Genomic DNA, 19,201 nt, shown 5'->3' on the forward strand with positions numbered 1-19,201 from the left:
TCCCGCACCCGCAAAACCCTCCGCACCCCCCCCCCCCCCAGGCGCCCAACCACGGCGCCAAGCCCCCCCATAGGGGCGCGGGGAACTGCGCGAAAAGCCCCAACGCACCCGCACCCGCAAGAGCCCCCGAACCCCCACCCCCTCAGGCGCCCAACCACGGCGCTAAGCCCCCCCATAGGGGCGCGGGGAACTGCGCGAAAAGCCACGACGCTCCCGCACCCGCAAGAATCCCCGAACCCCCACCCCCTCAGGCGCCCAACCACGACGCCAAGCCCCCCCACAGGGGCGCGGGGAACGGCGCAAAACCGCCCAACGCCCCCGCACCCCCAACAACCCCCCACCCCCCAACCCCCTCCCCACCCAACCCGCGGCGCGTACGGCACCCTCCCCGCACCCCCCCGAAGGGCGTGGGCTAGGGTTTGGTCCGCATAAACATCCAAACCCCTGCCCGACGCAGGGCGGCGACCGACCAGCGAGAAGGCCGCAGCCGAACCGCGCGGGCGAGACTCTCGGGAAGGCGCTACGTGAGTCCCAACGGCTCCGACCGCTCGCCGCGGCGCCCGATGCGGCGGAAGCTGCTCCAGGCAATGACCGCGGGCCTGGTCCTGGCGACCGCTACCGGTTGCACATACAAGGACTTCCCCCGCCTTGGTATGCCCACCCCGACCACGGAAGAGGCTCCGCGGATCCTCTCCCTGTGGCAGGGCTCCTGGGCTGCCGCGCTCGCCGTCGGCGTGCTGGTGTGGGGCCTGATCCTGTGGAGTGCGATCTTCCACCGGCGCAGCCGCACCAAGGTCGAGGTTCCTCCGCAGACCCGGTACAACATGCCGATCGAGGCTCTGTACACCGTGGTCCCGATCATCATCATCTCGGTGCTGTTCTACTTCACCGCCCGGGACGAGACGAAGCTCCTGGACATCTCCAAGAAGCCCGACGTCACGGTCAACGTGATCGGCTTCCAGTGGAGCTGGGGCTTCAACTACATCGAGAACGTGCCCGGTTCGACCGGCGACGCGAAGACCGACAAGAACCTGGACGCCGTTCCGCAGCGGTTCAAGAACGACTTCCCGGTGAACGCCGGCGGTGTCTACGACGTCGGTACGCCGGGCACCCGGAACCCGCAGACCAACAACCCGGGTCCGACGCTCTGGCTCCCCAAGGGCAAGACGGTCCGCTTCGTCCTCACCTCGCGTGACGTCATCCACTCCTTCTGGGTGGTGCCGTTCCTGATGAAGCAGGACGTCATCCCGGGCCACACAAACGCCTTCCAGGTGACTCCCAATCAGGAGGGCACCTTCCTCGGCAAGTGCGCCGAGCTCTGCGGTGTCGACCACTCCCGGATGCTGTTCAACGTGAAGGTCGTCTCTCCCGAGCGCTACCAGCAGCACCTCAAGGACCTCGCCAAGAAGGGGCAGACCGGTTACATTCCCGCGGGCATCGCGCAGACGAGCCACGAGAAGAACCGGGAGACGAACAACCTGTGAGCATCCTCAACGAACCCCAGGGTGCCGCGGCAGCTGAAGACTCGTACGAGAACGAGCTGCCGGTCAGGCGCAAGCAGCCCGGCAACGTCGTGGTGAAGTGGCTGACGACCACCGACCACAAGACGATCGGGACGCTGTACCTCGTCACGTCGTTCGTGTTCTTCCTGATCGGCGGCGTGATGGCGCTGCTGATGCGCGCCGAGCTGGCCCGGCCTGGTCTGCAGATCATGTCGAACGAGCAGTTCAACCAGGCGTTCACGATGCACGGCACGATCATGCTGCTGATGTTCGCGACGCCGCTGTTCGCCGGCTTCGCGAACTGGATCATGCCGCTGCAGATCGGCGCGCCGGACGTGGCGTTCCCGCGGCTGAACATGTTCGCCTACTGGCTGTACCTGTTCGGCTCGCTCATCGCGGTCGGCGGTTTCCTCACGCCGCAGGGCGCGGCCGACTTCGGCTGGTTCGCCTACTCCCCGCTCTCCGACGCGGTCCGCTCGCCCGGTGTCGGCGCCGACATGTGGATCATGGGTCTGGCCATGTCCGGTTTCGGCACGATCCTCGGCTCGGTCAACTTCATCACGACCATCATCTGCATGCGCGCCCCCGGCATGACCATGTTCCGCATGCCGATCTTCGTGTGGAACGTGCTGCTGACCGGTGTCCTGGTGCTGCTGGCCTTCCCGGTCCTGGCCGCCGCCCTGTTCGCGCTGGAGGCCGACCGCAAGTTCGGCGCCCATATCTTCGACGCGGCCAACGGCGGGGCACTGCTGTGGCAACACCTCTTCTGGTTCTTCGGCCATCCAGAGGTGTACATCATCGCGCTACCGTTCTTCGGCATCGTCTCGGAGATCATCCCGGTCTTCTCCCGCAAGCCGATGTTCGGCTACATGGGCCTGATCGCCGCGACCATCGCCATCGCCGGCCTGTCCGTGACGGTGTGGGCGCACCACATGTACGTCACCGGCGGAGTGCTGCTGCCGTTCTTCTCCTTCATGACGTTCCTGATCGCGGTCCCGACCGGGGTCAAGTTCTTCAACTGGATCGGCACCATGTGGAAGGGCTCACTGTCCTTCGAGACACCGATGCTCTGGACCACGGGCTTCCTGATCACCTTCACCTTCGGTGGTCTGACCGGTGTCATCCTGGCCTCGCCGCCGATGGACTTCCACGTGTCCGACTCGTACTTCGTGGTGGCCCACTTCCACTACGTCGTCTTCGGCACCGTGGTGTTCGCGATGTTCGCCGGCTTCCACTACTGGTGGCCGAAGTTCACCGGCAAGATGCTGGACGAGCGCCTCGGGAAGATCACCTTCTGGACGCTGTTCATCGGCTTCCACGGCACCTTCCTGGTCCAGCACTGGCTGGGCGCCGAGGGCATGCCGCGCCGGTACGCCGACTATCTGGCGGCCGACGGCTTCACCGCGCTGAACACGGTCTCGACGATCTCGTCGTTCGTGCTGGGCCTGTCGATGCTGCCGTTCATCTACAACGTGTGGAAGACGGCCAAGTACGGCAAGAAGGTCGAGGTCGACGACCCGTGGGGCTACGGCCGTTCGCTGGAGTGGGCGACGTCCTGCCCGCCGCCGCGGCACAACTTCCTCACCCTGCCGCGGATCCGCAGCGAATCCCCGGCGTTCGACCTGCACCACCCTGAGATCGCGGCCCTGGAGCAGCTGGAGTACGCCGGTCACGGCAGCAGCGCCATCGCGGGCGGCAAGGAGGCCGGCAAGTGAAGATCCAGGGCCGGATGTTCATGTGGCTGAGCGTCTTCGTCCTCGCCGTGGCGGTCGTCTACGGCGTGTGGTCGAAGGAGCCGGCCGGTACCACGGCGCTCTTCCTGGCCTTCGGCCTGTGCATCATGATCGGCTTCTACCTGGGCTTCACCGCCCGGCGGGTCGACGCGGGTGCCCAGGACGACAAGGAGGCCGACGTCGCGGACGACGCGGGCGAGCTGGGCTTCTTCAGCCCGCACAGCTGGCAGCCGCTCGCCCTCGGCATCGGCGGCGCGCTGGCCTTCCTCGGGATTGCGGTCGGCTGGTGGCTGCTGTATTTCTCGCTGCCGATCATCATGATCGGCCTGTTCGGCTGGGTGTTCGAGTACTACCACGGTGAGAACCGCACCCAGTAGCACGCGCCGAGCACGTCAGGGAGCCCGGACCCCGCAACGGGGGGCCGGGCTCCCGTCGTCTCACACCGGGGAGACGTTCACCTGAATGGCTCACCTAGCGAGCCAGCGTTGACGTGGCTCCGTAACGTGAGGCCATGAGCCACACTGCGATCCCTAGCGGCCCCCGAGCCCGCGCCCGCGCCCGCACCGTCGTCGGCTGCACGCTGCTGGTGACTGCCCTCGGCGCCGGAACCCTCGCCTGCGGCTCGCACGGCGAGGATCCCCTGGCGGCCAAGCCCTACGACGCGGCAGGCCAGATCTCCTTCAACGCCCCGAAGGACGCCGGGAAGAAAGCCGACCCCGACAAGCCCCTTGAGGTGACCGCGAAGAGCGGCGAGGGGCGTATCACGGATGTCACCGCCATGGACGCGTCAGGACGCTATGTGGCGGGCGAACTCGCGGCCGACGGCAGCCGCTGGCACAGCACCTCCCCGCTCGCCGCCGACGCCCACTACACGGTCCGTGTCAGCACGGAGAACGAGGACGGGGCGCCCGGCCGCAAGACCCTCACCTTCGACACCAGCCGGCCCGCCACCACGAAGACCCTCGATGTCACCTTCGGCCCCAAGGCGGGCGAGTACGGCGTCGGCCAGCCCATCACGGCCGAGCTCAACGAGCCCGTCAAGGACAAGGCGCAGCGGGCCGTCGTGGAGAGCGCACTCCGGGTCGACTCCACGCCCGCCGTGCAGGGCTCCTGGTACTGGGTGAACGACAAACAGCTGCACTACCGCCCCCAGGAGTACTGGCCCGCCCACGCCACCATCCAGGTGCACAGCAACCTGGACGGCATCCGGATCGGCGACCGGCTGTGGGGCGGCAAGGCACAGTCCCTGACGATCACCACGGGGGACCGGATCGAGGCCGTCACGGACGCCGCCACCCACACCCTGACGGTCTACAAGAACGGCCAGGACGTCAAGCAGATCCCGGTCACCACCGGCAAGCCCGGCTTCGAGACCCGCAACGGTGTCAAGGTGGTGCTGGAGAAGCAGTACTTCGTACGGATGCGCGGTACCACCGTCGGCATCGCCGAGGGCACCTCGGACTCGTACGACCTGCCGGTGTACTACGCGACCCGCGTCACCTGGTCCGGCGAGTACGTCCACGCCGCTCCCTGGTCCGTCGGTTCCCAGGGCTCCGCCAACGTCAGCCACGGCTGCACCGGCATGAGCACGAGCAACGCCAAGTGGTTCTACGACACCGTCCGCCCCGGCGACATCGTCAAGGTCGTCAACTCCAACGGCGACCAGATGGAGCCGTTCGACAACGGCTGGGGCGACTGGAACATCGACTGGACCAAGTGGCGCACCGGCAGCGCAATGACGGCCGACTCCAAGACCGGAGCAAACCAACAGCCCACAACAAAACTGACCCCGAAGGCCCTGTGACACGTGGCAGCCGAACGCGAACCCCGCGCCCGAAGGGGCGCGGGGAACTGCGCGCTCAGCCACGACGGCGCAGCAGTCAACCGACGGCGCGCGTCGTACACGGCCCAACCAGCGGAGCGCTCACGCGCTCAGGAGCCGCTGCTGACGCAGCAGCGAGGCGAGCGCCGAGGCGAACTCCACCGGATCCACCGGCAGGGTCACCGCGGCATCGGCCCGGCTCCAGGTCGCCAGCCACGCGTCCTGGGGCCGCCCCATCAGCAGCAGCACCGGCGGGCAGTGGAACACCTCGTCCTTGATCTGCCGGCAGACCCCCATGCCGCCCATCGGCACGGCCTCGCCGTCCAGCACGCAGACGTCGATCCCGCCGCGGTCCAGCTCGCGGATGACGGCGGCCGGGGTCGCGCACTCCACGAACTCGACCAACGGGACATCGGGGGCGGGCCGCCGGCCGGTGGCCATCCGTACCTGCTCGCGGGTGGTGGAGTCGTCGCTGTAGACCAGCACCGTGGCGGTCGGCTGCATTGTTCCTCCGAGACGTCGGCGTCGTGCGGACAGGGCCGTTGGGGCGGATGCTACTCCCATGAACACCACGTCAACACCGGTATGACAGGGCCAGACACTCCGAACTGCACCCCCGGGAGTGAGGGCGGGATAAGCGACCGACATAATGTCGGTCGTGGCGACAGCAACGACAGTAGAAACCGGGCACGCGCACCCGTCGGTCAACCGGCCGAACCTCACCAGCGTCGGAACCATCATCTGGCTGAGTTCCGAGCTGATGTTCTTCGCGGCCCTCTTCGCGATGTACTTCACCCTGCGATCGGTGACCGGACCGGATCACTGGAAGTCGATGGCGCACGCGCTCAACGTGCCCTTCTCGGCGACCAACACCACGATCCTGGTGCTCTCCTCGCTCACCTGCCAGCTCGGCGTGTTCGCCGCCGAGCGCGGTGACGTGAAGAAGCTCCGCGGCTGGTTCATCGTCACCTTCGTCATGGGTGCGATCTTCATCGGCGGCCAGATCTACGAGTACACGGAGCTGGTGAAGAAGGACGGGATCTCTCTGTCCTCCGACCCGTACGGTTCCGTGTTCTACCTGACCACCGGCTTCCACGGCCTGCACGTGACGGGCGGTCTCATCGCCTTCCTGCTGGTCCTCGGCCGCACCTACGCGGCGAAGAGGTTCACGCACGAGCAGGCGACCGCCGCCATCGTCGTGTCCTACTACTGGCACTTCGTCGATGTCGTCTGGATCGGCCTCTTCGCCACGATCTACCTGATCAAGTAACTCGGCGGGCCGGACGACGGCCACCGATCCATCACAGAAGCATCGACGCAGAAGATCCTGACACCGGGGTAATCCGTGAAAAAGCTCTCCGCACGACGACGCCATCCGCTGGCGGCGGTCGTCGTCCTACTCTTCGCGCTGGCGGCCACCGGGGGGCTGTACGCCGCGTTTGCGCCTGCGGGCAAGGCGCAGGCCGACGAGACCGCCCAGTCCCTGACCATCGAGGAGGGCAAGAGGCTCTATTCGGTCGGCTGCGCCAGCTGCCACGGCACCGGTGGCCAGGGCTCCTCCGACGGGCCGAGCCTCGTGGGTGTGGGTGCCGCGGCCGTGGACTTCCAGGTGGGCACCGGCCGGATGCCGGCCGCGACCTCCCAGGGCGCCCAGGTCCCGAAGAAGAAGAACATCTACACGCAGGCCGAGATCGACCAGCTCGCGGCGTACATCGCCTCGCTGGGCGCCGGTCCCGAGGTGCCGACGAAGGCGCAGTACGGTCCGGAGGGTGCCGACATCGCCAAGGGCGGTGACCTGTTCCGCACCAACTGTGCGCAGTGCCACAACTTCACCGGCAAGGGCGGTGCGCTGACCAAGGGCAAGTTCGCGCCGAACCTCGAAGGCGTCGACCCGAAGCACATCTACGAGGCCATGCAGACCGGCCCGCAGAACATGCCCTCCTTCCCCGACACCACGCTGTCGGAGAAGAACAAGAAGGACATCATCGCGTACCTGGACGCGGTCAACAGCAGCGACACCGAGAACCCGGGTGGCCTGTCGCTGGGCGGTCTCGGACCGGTCAGCGAGGGTCTGTTCGCGTGGATCTTCGGACTGGGCGCACTGGTCGCGGTCGCCGTCTGGGTCGCCGCTCGGACCGCAAAGGCCAAGAGGTCATGAGTAGCCAAGACATTCCAGAAGAGAACCTGCCGGCCGAGCACGCCGGCCAGCCCGGCGCAGTGAGCGTCGCGGACGAGAAGGACCCGTTCGCCGACCCGGGGCTGCCGCCGCACGAGCACCGGATCCAGGACATCGACGAGCAGGCCGCCAAGCGGTCCGAGCGGACCGTCGCCCTGCTGTTCACGCTGTCGATGCTGGCCACCGTCGGTTTCATCGCCGCGTTCGTGGCGATCCCGCACGACAGGTCGATCTTCGTCTTCCCGATCGGTCATGTCAGCGCGCTCAACTTCGCGCTCGGCCTGACGCTCGGCGCGGCGCTGTTCTGCATCGGCGCGGGCGCGGTCCACTGGGCCCGCACCCTGATGTCCGACGCGGAGATCGCCGACGAGCGGCACCCGATCGAGGCGAGCCCCGAGGTCCGCGAGAAGGTGCACGCGGACTTCAAGCAGGGCGCCAAGGAGTCGGTGCTCGGCCGCCGCAAGCTGATCCGCAACACGATGTTCGGCGCGCTCACCCTGGTGCCGCTCTCCGGCGTCGTCCTGCTGCGCGACCTCGGTCCGCTGCCCGAGAGCAAGCTCCGCCACACGCTGTGGAAGAACGGCACGCTGCTCGTCAACATGAACACCAACGAGCCGCTGCGTCCCTCGGACGTCGCCGTCGGCTCGCTGACCTTCGCCAAGCCCGAGGGCCTGGAGGAGCACGACGAGGAGTTCCAGACCGAGATCGCCAAGGCCGCCCTGATGATCGTCCGGATCCAGCCGGACAACATCAAGGACAGGCGCGAGCTCGAGTGGTCGCACGAGGGCATCGTGGCGTACTCGAAGATCTGCACCCACGTCGGTTGCCCGATCTCGCTGTACGAGCAGCAGACGCACCACGTGCTCTGCCCGTGCCACCAGTCCACCTTCGACCTCTCCGACGGTGCCCGAGTGATCTTCGGTCCCGCCGGCCACGCCCTGCCGCAGCTGCGCATCGGCGTGAGTGACGAGGGCTACCTTCAGGCGCTCGGCGACTTCGCGGAGCCCGTCGGTCCTGCTTTCTGGGAGCGCGGATGAGCACTGCATCGAACCAAGAGGCCCGCTCTCGCGGGAAGGCACCGGCCGGCGAACGCGTCGCCGACTGGGCCGACGGCCGGCTCGGGATCTACTCCCTGGCCAAGGCCAACATGCGCAAGATCTTCCCCGACCACTGGTCGTTCATGCTGGGTGAGGTCTGCCTCTACAGCTTCATCATCATCATCCTCACGGGTGTGTATCTGACGCTGTTCTTCCACCCGTCGATGAACGAGGTGGAGTACCACGGCTCGTACGTCCCGCTGCAGGGACAGCTGATGTCCGAGGCGTTCAGCTCGACCCTGCACATCTCCTTCGACGTGCGCGGTGGTCTGCTGGTCCGGCAGATCCACCACTGGGCCGCGCTGATCTTCCTCGCTGGCATGTTCGTGCACATGATGCGCGTGTTCTTCACCGGCGCGTTCCGCAAGCCGCGTGAGATCAACTGGCTGTTCGGCTTCCTGCTGTTCGTCCTCGGCATGTTCACCGGCTTCACCGGTTACTCGCTCCCGGACGACCTGCTCTCCGGCACCGGTGTCCGCTTCATGGAGGGCGCGATCCTGTCCGTGCCGATCGTCGGCACGTACCTCTCGTTCTTCCTCTTCGGCGGCGAGTTCCCCGGCCACGACTTCGTGGCCCGGTTCTACTCGGTCCACATCCTGCTGCTGCCGGGCATCATGCTCGGCCTGGTGGTCGGCCACCTGATCCTGGTCTTCTACCACAAGCACACGCAGTTCGCGGGCCCCGGAAAGACCGAGAAGAACGTCGTCGGCATGCCGCTGCTGCCGGTCTACATGGCCAAGGCCGGAGGCTTCTTCTTCCTGGTCTTCGGCGTCATCGCGGCCATCGCGGCCGTCGCGCAGATCAACCCGATCTGGGCCATCGGCCCCTACCGCGCGGACCAGGTGTCCACCGGCGCCCAGCCGGACTGGTACATGGGCTTCGCCGAGGGTCTGATCCGCTTCATGCCGGGCTGGGAGATCAACCTCTGGGGCCACACGCTCGTCCTGGGCGTGTTCATCCCGCTGGTCGCCTTCCCGCTGGTCCTGGCGGCGATCGCGGTCTACCCGTTCATCGAGTCCTGGATCACCGGCGACAAGAGCGAGCACCACATCCTGGACCGCCCGCGCAACGCCCCGACCCGTACCGCGTTCGGTGTCGCCTGGATCACCATCTACATGATCACCCTGGTCGGCGGTGGCAACGACCTGTGGGCCACCCATCTGCACCTGTCGATCAACGCCGTCACCTGGTTCGTCCGGATCTTCTTCTTCGCCGGACCGGTCATCGCGTTCCTCGTCACCAAGCGGATCTGCCTGGGCCTGCAGCGCCGGGACCGCGAGAAGGTGCTGCACGGCCGCGAGACGGGCATCATCAAGCGCCTGCCGCACGGTGAGTTCATCGAGGTCCACGAGCCGCTCAGCCAGGAGCAGCTGCACACCCTCACGGCTCACCACCAGTACGAGCCGGCCGAGGTCGGCCCGACGGTCGACGAGAACGGCGTCGAGCGGAAGGTGAAGGGTTCCGAGAAGCTGCGCGCCAAGCTCAGCGACGCCTACTACGGCGAGGACGCCCAGATCCCGAAGCCCACCGTCGAGGAGTACAAGGAGATCACGAGCGGCCACGGCCACCACTGATCGCTGCGCACGCCACACACACGCGAGGGGCCCCGTCCGGTGTTCGGACGGGGCCCCTCGCGTTTTCGCCGGGTCGATAGGGTGGGGGCGATTCGCACATGACGACGACCCAGGAGCGGCTGATGAGCGCTGTGACCCCCGCTGGAGGCGACACCGCGGCGGGCCGTTCCTGGCCCGACCTGCTGAGCACCCTGCTCGGCGGCCGGGACCTGAGCGCCGGTGACACGGCGTGGGCCATGGACCGCATCATGTCGGGCGAGGCCGCGGACGCCCAGGTCGCCGGCTTTCTGGTGGCCCTGCGAGCCAAGGGCGAGACGGTCGAGGAGATCACCGGCCTGGTCGAGGCGATGTACCGGCACGCCAAGCCGCTGCACATCCCCGGGCCTGCCGTCGACATCGTCGGCACGGGCGGCGACCGGGCCAAGACGGTCAACATCTCGACGATGTCCGCCATCGTGATCGCGGGCACCGGCGCGAAGGTCGTCAAGCACGGCAACCGGGCCTCCTCCTCGGCGAGCGGATCCTCCGATGTGCTCGAACAGCTCGGCATCAACCTGGATCTGACGCCCGCGCAGGTGGCGCGGGTGGTCGAGGAGGCCGGGATCACCTTCTGCTTCGCGGCCACCTTCCACCCCTCGATGCGGTTCGTCGGCGCGGTCCGGCGGGACCTGGGGGTGCCGACCTCGTTCAACCTGCTCGGCCCGCTGACCAACCCGGCCCGGGTCACCGCCTCGGCGATCGGCTGCTTCGACACCCGGATGGCGGGGCTCATCGCCGGGGTGCTGGCCGAGCGCGGCTCGTCGGCACTGGTGTTCCGCGGGGACGACGGCCTGGACGAGCTGACGACCACCGCCACCTCCCGGGTGTGGGCGGTGCGCGACGGCAAGGTCACCGAGGACGTCTTCGACCCCCGGGACGTCGGCCTCGACCTGGTGCCCGTGGCGGCGCTGCGCGGCGCCGACCCCGCCTACAACGCCGGCGTGGCCCGGCGGCTGCTGGCCGGCGAGACGGGCCCGGTGCGGGACGCCGTCCTGCTGAACTCGGCGGCGGCCCTGGTGGCCCTGGAACCGGGGGACGGGCCGCTGGTGGAGCAGATCAGGGCCGGCATGGCGCGGGCGGCCGAGTCGATCGACTCCGGCGCGGCCCGGCGCACGCTCGAACGGTGGGCCGCCGCCAGCCACGCCTGAACCCCCGTACGGCGAGGTGACGCGAGGCGTGGTCCAGGATCCGGACCGCGCCTTGCGCACGGAAGATCGTATGGCAGGATGTCCTTCAGGTCATGAGCGACAGTCATTCGGCCCCGGCCGACTGTCCGGCAACCCTCCGTCCGTGGCGGGGTGCCCCGGGTGAAGACCAGGCCGTAGGCAGCGAGGTCTGCGGCAAGCGCGGACCCCTCGCACTCTGCTGAGTGACACAGCCCAGGGGTCCTGGTCGTCGAGGGAGCCTCTCGTGAGCAAGCGAATGCGATAGGGCCGCAGAGCCCCGCCTCCGCATCCCCTTTTCACCCCTTCACACGCCGAGCCCTGCCCGACGCAGGACTGCTCGCGCGGTGAATTCCGCTTGCTTTCACGGGAGTTGAGCCATGTCCGCCTCCACCGCTGCCGCCGCCCAGTCCGTCTGTGCCCCGCTGCCCGTCCTCGGCCGCGATGTCACCGTGCCGCTCGTCACCGGCGGCGAGGTCACCTACGCCGCCCTCGACTACGCGGCCAGCGCCCCCGCCCTCCAGCGCGTCTGGGACGACGTGGCCGCCTATGCCCCGTACTACGGCAGCGTGCACCGCGGCGCCGGCTACCTCTCGCAGCTGTCCACCGACCTGTTCGAGAACGCCCGCGCGACCGTCGCCGAGTTCCTGGACTGCCGCCCCGACGACCAGCTGATCTTCACCCGCTCCACCACCGACTCGCTCAACCTGCTGGCGGCCGCGCTCCCGGCCGACTGCCAGGTCTTCGTGTTCGAGACCGAGCACCACGCCTCGCTGCTGCCCTGGAAGGACGCCCGGGTCAGCTACCTCGACGCGCCGCGCACCCCCGCACAGGCCGTCGCGACCCTGGAGGCGGCGCTGGCCGGCCGTGACCGGCGCGGCCCGGCCCTGGTCTGTGTCACCGGCGCCTCCAACGTCACCGGCGAGCTGTGGCCGGTGCGCGAGCTGGCCGCCACCGCCCATGCGCACGGCGCCCGGATCGTCCTGGACGCCGCGCAGCTCGCCCCGCACCACCCGGTGTCGGTGCGGGACCTCGACGTCGACTGGGTCGCCTTCTCCGGGCACAAGCTGTACGCCCCGTTCGGCGCCGGTGTGCTGGCCGGACGCGCCGACTGGCTGCGCGCGGCCGAGCCGTATCTCGCGGGCGGCGGGGCGAGCCGTACGGTCACCCGGCGGGCGGACGGGGGAGTGGCCGTGGAGTGGCACGAGACGGCTGCCCGCCATGAGGCCGGTTCACCGAACGTGATCGGCGCCTACGCCGTCGCCTCGGCCTGCAAGGCCCTCACGGAGGCCGGCTTCGACACCCTGGTCGCCCGTGAGCGGCATCTGATCGACAAGGTCCGCGCGGGGCTCGCCGAGGTCCCCGAGGTCCGGGTCCTCTCCCTCTTCGGCGACGACGCCCCGCGGGTCGGCGTGCTCTCCTTCGTGGTCGAGGGCTGGAACAGCTCCCACTTCGCGGCCGCGCTCTCCGCCGAGTACGGCATCGGCGTCCGCGACGGGCTCTTCTGCGCCCACCCCCTCGTCCGCACCCTCCTGGGCAGCGACCCGCAGTCCCAGGGTGAGTGCGGCGCCCCGGAGGCCGCGCCCGGCGAGAAGTCCCTCAACGCGATCCGCGTCAGCTTCGGCGCGGGGACGCCCGACGAGCACGTCGACCGGTTCGTGAACGCCGTGCGGCAGCTGATCCGCGGCGGCGCGCAGTGGCAGTACCACACAGAAAACGGCCGCTGCGTCCCCACCACCTGACCGCCCCTGCCGGCGGCCCCGGGGCCAGAGCGGGCGCTTGGTTTCGGGGGACGTACGGACGTACGGTCGCCAGCGTCATCGCTGTCGGGCGGATCACCCCGCCGTTCGGGGGCCCCTGGCCCCCGCCGGGACGTGCCTGCACCGTGGCGCGGGTCAGTTGCCCAGGCCGACGGTGAAGGCTGTGTCGGGCATTCGCAGACGGCTGGCCGGGGGCGAGGCGCCGCCTGGGAACGGGTCGTGCGGGGGAGGCGGACGTACGGTCGTCAGCGCCGTCGCTGTCGGGTGGGGCACCACCCCTGCCGGGAAGCGTCGCGGACGTGGGGGTCAGTTGTCCAGGCCGCCGGCGAAGGCTGCGTCGGGCATCCGCAAGCGGCTGGCCGGGGCGCGAGGCGCCGCCTGGGAACGGGGCGTGCGGCGGGGTGGACGTACGGTCGGCGGCGTTGTGGCTGTCGGGTGGGGCACTCCGATACCCGGGTCACCCGGCAGTCGCCGTCAGGACCGGATGATCCTTCCCCTGCCGCGCTGCGGGCCGTACGCCGTACCGACGACAAGAACGGACCGGGCCGCAGGCGGCTGGCGGCGGGGTGGCGTGGCACGGCCTGCGAGTGGGCCGTACGGTCGTCAGCGCCGTCGCTGTCGGGAAGAGTGCGGGGCCGCACGTCGTACCAGCGGCAGGAAGACCGGGCCGGGAAGCGTCGCGGACGAGGGCGTCAGCTGTCCAGGCCGCCGGCGAAGGCTGCGTCGGGCATCCGCAGGCGGCTGGCCGGGTGGCGGAGGTGGACGTACGGTCGGCGGCGTTGTGGCTGTCGGGCGGGGCACCCCGTTACCCGGGTCACCCGGCAGTCGTCGTCAGGAGCGGATGACCTTCACGCCTGGCGGCCCGCTCGGCGGTCGGCCGCCGTGGGCACGGAGTGGGTCAGTTGTCCAGGCCGATGGCGAAGGCTGCTTCCAGGTCGTGTTGGGAGTAGGTGCGGAACGCCACGTGCGTGTCCGTGGCCTCCACGCCCTGGATCTTGCTGATGCGGCCGGGGATGACCTCGGCGAGGTCCTCGTGCCGGCCCACCCGGACCATGGCGATCAGATCGTACGTGCCCGTGACCGAGAAGACCTCGCTGACGTTGTCCAGCGCCGCGATCTGCTCGGCGATCTCGGGAATCCGGTCCACGCTGGTCTTGATGAGCACGATCGCGGTGATCACGGCTGTTTCTCTCCCTCGGGAGCCGGAGCTGGGGCGGCCCTCACTCTAGCCCGACGCCCGAACCGCACCCACGCGAAGACGAAGCCCAGCGAGAAGCCCACCAGGTGGGCCAGGTACGCCACCCCCGGCCCCTGGGTGGCCTGCCGCGCCGCCACCCACTGCAGGGCCGCCCAGAAGGGCAGCACGACCCAGGCGGGGAAGCGCAGCGGGAGGAAGAAGAGGAAGGGGAGGAGACTGGTGACACGAGCGCCGGGGAACAGGAACAGGAACGCCCCCAGGACCGCGGAGATCGCCCCGGAGGCGCCGACCAGGGACTGCTGGGAGGCGGCGTTGGCGGCCGCGTAACCGATCAGCGCCAGATAGCCGCAGCCGACGTAGAACAGGGTGAACTGCACGCGGCCCATCCGTTCCTCGGTCATCACCCCGAAGACGTAGAGGAAGAGCATGTTGCCGAGCAGATGCACCCAGCTGCCGTGCACGAACAGTGCCGTGGCCGGGGTGAGCGCCTCCCCGGCCGGGCCGTCGAACAGGTTCGCCGGGACGACACCCCAGCGCCGGAAGTACGCCCGCTGCTCGGCCAGCAGCCCGTCACCGGTGCCGTACGCCGGATTGAACCCGGACGCGGGCCCGATCACGAAGATCAGGCAGCACAGGGCGATCAGGGCGTGCGTCATCGGCGCCGACGAGCCGCGGACCGCTCTGAAGAACCGCCCGGCCGTCGCGCTCCAGTTGCTGATCATGAACACAGAGCATGACGTAACGGCACGCAGTAGCACAGACCGCCTCGCCGCCGTGGACGAACAGGCGACGAGGACCCACCAGGCCGTAGGGTTACGACCCACACGCGCCGGGCAGACGGCGCGTCACGGACACTGGAAGGAAGCGAACAGTCACGATGCCGGTTCCCCTGCCGACCACCACGACCCGATGGCGCTGCACCCTCTGCGGCAACCTCACCCGCTTCGACGTGACCCGCGCCTCGAAGGTCGTCGAGTACGTCCATCTCGACCTCGCGGGCGAGCCCAAGGTCGAGGAGCGCGAGGTGCTCAGTGAGACCATCGAGTCGGTGCGTTGCCGCTGGTGCAACGCGGTGGACCAGGTGGAACTGGTGGAGAGGCCGGGCGCCGACTCCTGAGCGCGGGAGGCGGCCCCGCACGGGCATTGGGGTGTGACGGATGGTGGAGACCACAGGCGGGGGGCCGGACGACGGCACCGCTGAGGTGCTTGACCGTCCGCTGCCCGACGGGGTGCGACGCCGGGTCGTGCAGATCGTGTCGGACGGCTTCGGCGGCCTGACGATCGGTGAACTGCCCGCCCAGCTGCGGCAGTATGCCCGGTTCGCACCGAACCGCCGGGCCAAGTTCGCGGGCAACGCGATGGCCGCCGCCCTGGAGTCCGATCCGCTGTTCCGGCAGCGCATCAGCGAGAAGCTCAGAGAGGCGCAGCCGGAACTCTGCGGCGCCCTCGACTCCGGCTCGCCGCCCCCGGCCGCGGACCCGCTCGACGTGGCGGCCGCGGCCTATGTATTGCGCCCGGCCGGCTGGGTGAAGCTGGTGGCCGCGGCCGGCGAGGAGGCCCAGCGGGCGGACGCCGAGCGCGCCGACGAGGAGAGCCGCGCCGAGCTTGAGCGGCTGCGCACGGAGCTGGAGCGGGCCCGCGACCAGCACCGGACCGAGGCCGAACGGCTGCGCGCCGAACTGGAGTCGGCGAAGCGGGAGGCCGAAGCGCTGCACCGCAAGCTCCGCGCGGCCCTCAGCGACGTCAAGCGGGGCGACGCCGCCCTGCGCAAGGTCCAGAGCGAGATCGAGGCGGTGCGCGCCGAGGGGCAGGCGCAGGTCTCGGCAGCCGAGAGCGAGGCCCGCCGGCTCAAGGCCCGGCTGGGGGAGGTCGAGGCCGCCCTGGAGGCCAGCCGCAGGGCGGCCCGGGAGGGGCGCAGCGTCGAGGACATGCGGGTGCGGCTGCTGCTCGACACCGTGCTGGACGCGGCCCAGGGGCTGCGCCGCGAGCTGGCGCTGCCGCCCGTCTCCGTGCGGCCCGCCGATTCCGTGGACGCGGTGGAGCCGGGCCGGATGACCCCGAAGGACATCGCCGCGCGGGCGCTGTCCGAGCATGATCCGGCCATTCTGGACCAGCTTCTCGCCCTGCCGCAGGCGCACTTGGTGGTCGACGGCTACAACGTCACCAAGACCGGCTATCCGCAGATGCCGCTGGAGAAGCAGCGGCTGCGGCTGCTCGGCCAGCTCTCGCAGCTCGCCGCGCAGACCGGTGCCGAGGTGACGTGTGTCTTCGACGGCGCCGAACTGGCCGCGCCGGTGCTGCTCGCCCCGCCGCGCGGGGTACGGGTGCTGTTCTCCAAGCCGGGCGTCACGGCCGACGAGCTGATCCGCCAGCTGGTGCGGGCCGAGCCGCCGGGCCGGCCGGTCATCGTCGCCTCGACCGATCGCGAGGTGGCCGACGGCGTCGCCCGCGCGGGTGCCCGACCGGTGGCTTCTGCGATGCTTCTCAAGCGACTGTCATAAAAGTCAACGTACATTCCTAATGCCCGAATTGACGGAAACGTCGCTCGACGTAGCGTCAAGTGGTCATCACTGCACGTGAGTTGTGGGCAAAGAATGCATGGAGTGACGGATTTTTTCTCCTGAGGATTTGAACTGATCACAACTGGGTCACTAGGGTCGGCTCGAACCTCCACACGGGTGATCACTCAAAAGAAGGAGCCCGTCTCCGTGGCGTCCCATCGTCGACCGAAGCAGCCGAGCCGCACGCGCGTGACCGTGCTGACCACCGCAGCCGCCGCTGCCGTAGCCCTGAGCGCGCAGGCCGCCAACGCGGCTCCCAGCGAGAAGCTGAGCAAGGACGAGGTCAAGGCCAAGGTCGACACGCTCTACGAGCAGGCGGAGCAGGCCACCGAGAAGTACAACGGGGCCAAGGAGAAGCAGGAGAAGCTCCAGAAGGAGATCTCCACCATCCAGGACAACGTCGCCCGCGGCCAGGAGGACCTGAACAAGCTGCGCGACGGCCTGGGCACCATGGCCAGCGCGCAGTACCGCTCGGGTGGCATAGACCCGTCCGTCCAGCTCTTCCTGTCCTCCGACCCGGACGACTACCTCGACAAGGCGTCCACGCTCGACCAGTTGAGCAGCCAGCAGGTCGAGGGCCTGAAGAAGATCCAGGACAAGCAGCGCGAACTCGCGCAGCAGCGGACCGAGGCGACCGACAAGCTCAAGGACCTCGCCGCCACCCGCACCGAGCTGGGCAAGAAGAAGAAGGAAGTCCAGGGCAAGCTCGGCGAGGCGCAGCGGCTGCTCAACTCGCTGACGGCCAAGGAGAAGGCGGCGCTCGCCGCCGAGCAGGACCGGGCCAGCCGCTCCTCCGCCGAGCGGGTGAACCTCGGCACCTCCACCCCCGCCTCCGGCCGGGCCGCCGCCGCCTTCGCCGCCGCCCAGTCCAAGCTCGGCACGCCCTACGTCTACGGCGCCACCGGCCCCTCCTCCTTCGACTGCTCGGGCCTGACCTCCTGGGCCTACGCCCAGGCCGGCGTCGGCCTGCCGCGCGTCTCCCAGGCCCAGGCCAATGCCGGCCAGCGCCTCTACAGCCAGAGCCAGCTCCAGGTCGGCGACCTGGTGATCTTCTACGGCGACCAGCACCATGTCGGCCTGTACGCGGGCAACGGCCAGGTGCTGCACGCCCCGCGCACCGGCACGGTCGTCCGCTACGAGTCGATCAACAACATGCCGTTCCAGTTCGGCGTCCGGGTCTGATCCGTACGCCTCGGCCGACCGGGGTTCCGTAGCGCCCGAACGGGCGAATCCCGATAACCGAAACTGACTCCACGCCCCGCCGGTGACCTGCGTCAGCGGCGGGGCGTCACGCTGTGCGACCGGTGAAGGGCTTTGGCCCGCGGGTGCCTGCGCGGCTACTGTCTGCCGCGTTTCCCCCACGACCGGGACATCCCCTCCCGGCCCCGGGGAACGGTAACCGTCCGTCGGCAGCGCGTGCGCCGAAGGGGCGGGCCGGTGCCACCGGACGAGGGCGCGCAGGCCGCAGGGCCGACCGCGACCGCTCCGGGCACCGGCCGCGGCCCCGCAGGCGAGCGAGCGGTCATGAGGTGAAGGAGTGCGGCCTTCCGTGGGGTCCCATCGCCGCCTTGCACCGTCCGGGTTCGACCGGGGCGCCACCGTCCTGTGCGTACTGTCCGCGACCGCCGCCGCCCTGGGCGCCGCAGGCGCCGCACCGGCGAGCGCCGCGCCGAACGGCGAGGGTCCCGCCGAGGTGGACCGCCTCTACGAGGAGGCGGAGAACGCGACCGAGGCGTACAACAAGGCCGACGAACAGGCCGGGAAGCTGCGCGAGCAGGTCCGCGAGGCGCAGGACCACATCGCCCGCCAGCAGCAGCACATCAACACCATGCGGGAGGAACTGGGATCGCTGGCCGGCGCCCAGTACCGCGCCGGCGGCATCGACCCCGCGGTCGCCCTGCTCTTCTCCACCGACCCGGGCGACTACCTCGACAAGGCCGCCGCCCTCGACCGGATCGGCATCCGCCAGGCCGACCGGCTGCTGGAACTCCAGTCGGTCATGCGTGAACTCGCCCAGGAACGGGCCGCGACGGCCGGGAAGCTGGCCGAACTGGAGAAGAACCGCAAGGCCGTCGCCACGCACAAGCGCACCGTGGAGCGCAAGCTGGCCAAGGCCCGGGAACTGCTCAACTCCCTGCCGTACGCGCAGCGCGCCGCCTACGAGCGGGCCTCCCGCGACGGCGCGGCCGACCTGCCCGACCTGCGGGGCGTCAGCGCCCCGAACGGCCGCGCCGCCGCGGCCATCGCCGCCGCCCGCTCCGCGCTCGGCCGCCCCTACGTCTGGGGCGCCAACGGGCCCGCCGGCTTCGACTGTTCGGGCCTGATGCAGTGGTCGTACGCGCAGGCCGGGGTCCAGCTGCCGCGCACCTCGCAGGCCCAGCGGTACGCCGGCCAGCAGGTCCCGTTCTCCCAGATCCGCCCCGGAGACCTGGTCGTCTACCGCTCGGACGCCGGCCATGTCGCCATGTACGCGGGCAACGGCCAGGTGATCCACGCCCCGCACCCCGGCGCCCCGGTGCGCTACGACCCGGTCGGGATGATGCCCGTCTCGTCGGTCACCCGGGTCTGACCGGGCG

17 protein-coding genes and 1 riboswitch are annotated in these 19,201 nt (G+C 69.6%); of the genes, 14 read left to right on the forward strand and 3 right to left on the reverse strand.

Going from position 1 to position 19,201, the window contains the following annotated elements:
- Positions 1 to 524 precede the first annotated feature (524 nt).
- From ctaC to CTZ28_RS04400, 4 genes are all read left to right on the forward strand, one after another.
- Positions 525 to 1,484: an aa3-type cytochrome oxidase subunit II gene (gene ctaC, locus CTZ28_RS04385; RefSeq protein WP_121887873.1), complete on the forward strand. Its 960-nt coding sequence runs from the start codon at positions 525 to 527 to the stop codon at positions 1,482 to 1,484.
- Positions 1,481 to 3,217 (forward strand): aa3-type cytochrome oxidase subunit I, encoded by a 1,737-nt coding sequence (gene ctaD, locus CTZ28_RS04390; protein WP_121887874.1) that lies wholly within the window; start codon positions 1,481 to 1,483, stop codon positions 3,215 to 3,217. Before ctaC ends, ctaD begins: the two co-directional genes overlap by 4 nt.
- The gene (locus tag CTZ28_RS04395) at positions 3,214 to 3,612 is read left to right on the forward strand and encodes a cytochrome c oxidase subunit 4 (protein ID WP_121887875.1); all 399 of its coding nucleotides are present in this window, start codon (positions 3,214 to 3,216) and stop codon (positions 3,610 to 3,612) included. Before ctaD ends, CTZ28_RS04395 begins: the two co-directional genes overlap by 4 nt.
- 134 nt (positions 3,613 to 3,746) lie before the next feature.
- A complete protein-coding gene (locus CTZ28_RS04400) occupies positions 3,747 to 5,039 on the forward strand; it encodes a L,D-transpeptidase (protein ID WP_121887876.1) in 1,293 nt (430 codons plus the stop codon).
- A gap of 120 nt (positions 5,040 to 5,159) precedes the next feature.
- Here CTZ28_RS04400 and CTZ28_RS04405 read toward each other — a convergent pair whose 3' ends face one another.
- Complete coding sequence (locus tag CTZ28_RS04405) at positions 5,160 to 5,561, reverse strand: response regulator (protein WP_121887877.1); 402 nt, start codon at positions 5,559 to 5,561, stop codon at positions 5,160 to 5,162.
- A gap of 145 nt (positions 5,562 to 5,706) precedes the next feature.
- Here CTZ28_RS04405 and ctaE point away from each other — a divergent pair, with 145 nt between their 5' ends.
- The 6 genes from ctaE (at position 5,707) to CTZ28_RS04435 (ending at position 12,848) form a co-directional block, all read left to right on the forward strand.
- Positions 5,707 to 6,327, forward strand: coding sequence for an aa3-type cytochrome oxidase subunit III (gene ctaE / locus CTZ28_RS04410; protein ID WP_121887878.1), 621 nt, complete (start codon positions 5,707 to 5,709; stop codon positions 6,325 to 6,327).
- 75 nt (positions 6,328 to 6,402) lie between these two features.
- The gene (gene qcrC, locus CTZ28_RS04415; protein ID WP_121887879.1) at positions 6,403 to 7,215 is read left to right on the forward strand and encodes a cytochrome bc1 complex diheme cytochrome c subunit; all 813 of its coding nucleotides are present in this window, start codon (positions 6,403 to 6,405) and stop codon (positions 7,213 to 7,215) included.
- On the forward strand, positions 7,212 to 8,270 hold the full coding sequence (qcrA, locus tag CTZ28_RS04420) for a cytochrome bc1 complex Rieske iron-sulfur subunit (RefSeq protein WP_121887880.1): 1,059 nt from the start codon (positions 7,212 to 7,214) through the stop codon (positions 8,268 to 8,270). Before qcrC ends, qcrA begins: the two co-directional genes overlap by 4 nt.
- Positions 8,267 to 9,904: a cytochrome bc1 complex cytochrome b subunit gene (qcrB, locus tag CTZ28_RS04425; protein WP_121887881.1), complete on the forward strand. Its 1,638-nt coding sequence runs from the start codon at positions 8,267 to 8,269 to the stop codon at positions 9,902 to 9,904. Before qcrA ends, qcrB begins: the two co-directional genes overlap by 4 nt.
- 122 nt (positions 9,905 to 10,026) lie before the next feature.
- On the forward strand, positions 10,027 to 11,091 hold the full coding sequence (gene trpD, locus CTZ28_RS04430; protein WP_121887882.1) for an anthranilate phosphoribosyltransferase: 1,065 nt from the start codon (positions 10,027 to 10,029) through the stop codon (positions 11,089 to 11,091).
- Between the two features lie 88 nt (positions 11,092 to 11,179).
- Positions 11,180 to 11,296, forward strand: a riboswitch (SAM riboswitch).
- Between the two features lie 190 nt (positions 11,297 to 11,486).
- The gene (locus CTZ28_RS04435) at positions 11,487 to 12,848 is read left to right on the forward strand and encodes an aminotransferase class V-fold PLP-dependent enzyme (RefSeq protein ID WP_121887883.1); all 1,362 of its coding nucleotides are present in this window, start codon (positions 11,487 to 11,489) and stop codon (positions 12,846 to 12,848) included.
- A gap of 916 nt (positions 12,849 to 13,764) precedes the next feature.
- On the opposite strand, the gene CTZ28_RS04440 is transcribed toward CTZ28_RS04435, so the two are convergent.
- Complete coding sequence (locus CTZ28_RS04440; RefSeq protein ID WP_121887884.1) at positions 13,765 to 14,046, reverse strand: Lrp/AsnC family transcriptional regulator; 282 nt, start codon at positions 14,044 to 14,046, stop codon at positions 13,765 to 13,767.
- Positions 14,043 to 14,786: a rhomboid family intramembrane serine protease gene (locus CTZ28_RS04445; protein ID WP_121888100.1), complete on the reverse strand. Its 744-nt coding sequence runs from the start codon at positions 14,784 to 14,786 to the stop codon at positions 14,043 to 14,045. Before CTZ28_RS04445 ends, CTZ28_RS04440 begins: the two co-directional genes overlap by 4 nt.
- 155 nt (positions 14,787 to 14,941) lie before the next feature.
- Between CTZ28_RS04445 and CTZ28_RS04450 the strand changes: the two genes are divergently transcribed.
- The 4 genes from CTZ28_RS04450 to CTZ28_RS04465 all read left to right on the forward strand — a co-directional run bounded on the left by CTZ28_RS04450 (position 14,942) and on the right by CTZ28_RS04465 (position 19,194).
- Positions 14,942 to 15,181 carry a hypothetical protein gene (locus CTZ28_RS04450; RefSeq protein WP_121887885.1) on the forward strand — a complete coding sequence of 80 codons (240 nt, stop codon included), beginning with the start codon at positions 14,942 to 14,944 and terminating at the stop codon, positions 15,179 to 15,181.
- Between the two features lie 40 nt (positions 15,182 to 15,221).
- The gene (locus CTZ28_RS04455) at positions 15,222 to 16,565 is read left to right on the forward strand and encodes an NYN domain-containing protein (protein ID WP_121887886.1); all 1,344 of its coding nucleotides are present in this window, start codon (positions 15,222 to 15,224) and stop codon (positions 16,563 to 16,565) included.
- A gap of 207 nt (positions 16,566 to 16,772) precedes the next feature.
- Positions 16,773 to 17,807 (forward strand): C40 family peptidase, encoded by a 1,035-nt coding sequence (locus CTZ28_RS04460; RefSeq protein ID WP_121887887.1) that lies wholly within the window; start codon positions 16,773 to 16,775, stop codon positions 17,805 to 17,807.
- 367 nt (positions 17,808 to 18,174) lie between these two features.
- The gene (locus CTZ28_RS04465) at positions 18,175 to 19,194 is read left to right on the forward strand and encodes a C40 family peptidase (protein WP_121887888.1); all 1,020 of its coding nucleotides are present in this window, start codon (positions 18,175 to 18,177) and stop codon (positions 19,192 to 19,194) included.
- Positions 19,195 to 19,201 lie beyond the last annotated feature (7 nt).

The sequence above is a fragment of the Streptomyces shenzhenensis genome (assembly GCF_003688995.1).
Lineage (GTDB): Bacteria > Actinomycetota > Actinomycetes > Streptomycetales > Streptomycetaceae > Streptomyces > Streptomyces shenzhenensis_A.

Coding starts and splice junctions, on each gene's coding strand:
- CTZ28_RS04400 (WP_121887876.1), top strand. CDS start 3,747: ATGAGCCACACTGCGATCCCTAGCGGCCCCCGAGCCCGCGCCCGCGCC.
- CTZ28_RS04405 (WP_121887877.1), bottom strand. CDS start 5,561: ATGCAGCCGACCGCCACGGTGCTGGTCTACAGCGACGACTCCACCACC.
- ctaE (WP_121887878.1), top strand. CDS start 5,707: ATGTCGGTCGTGGCGACAGCAACGACAGTAGAAACCGGGCACGCGCAC.
- qcrA (WP_121887880.1), top strand. CDS start 7,212: ATGAGTAGCCAAGACATTCCAGAAGAGAACCTGCCGGCCGAGCACGCC.
- qcrB (WP_121887881.1), top strand. CDS start 8,267: ATGAGCACTGCATCGAACCAAGAGGCCCGCTCTCGCGGGAAGGCACCG.
- trpD (WP_121887882.1), top strand. CDS start 10,027: ATGAGCGCTGTGACCCCCGCTGGAGGCGACACCGCGGCGGGCCGTTCC.
- CTZ28_RS04435 (WP_121887883.1), top strand. CDS start 11,487: ATGTCCGCCTCCACCGCTGCCGCCGCCCAGTCCGTCTGTGCCCCGCTG.
- CTZ28_RS04445 (WP_121888100.1), bottom strand. CDS start 14,786: ATGATCAGCAACTGGAGCGCGACGGCCGGGCGGTTCTTCAGAGCGGTC.
- CTZ28_RS04450 (WP_121887885.1), top strand. CDS start 14,942: ATGCCGGTTCCCCTGCCGACCACCACGACCCGATGGCGCTGCACCCTC.
- CTZ28_RS04455 (WP_121887886.1), top strand. CDS start 15,222: ATGGTGGAGACCACAGGCGGGGGGCCGGACGACGGCACCGCTGAGGTG.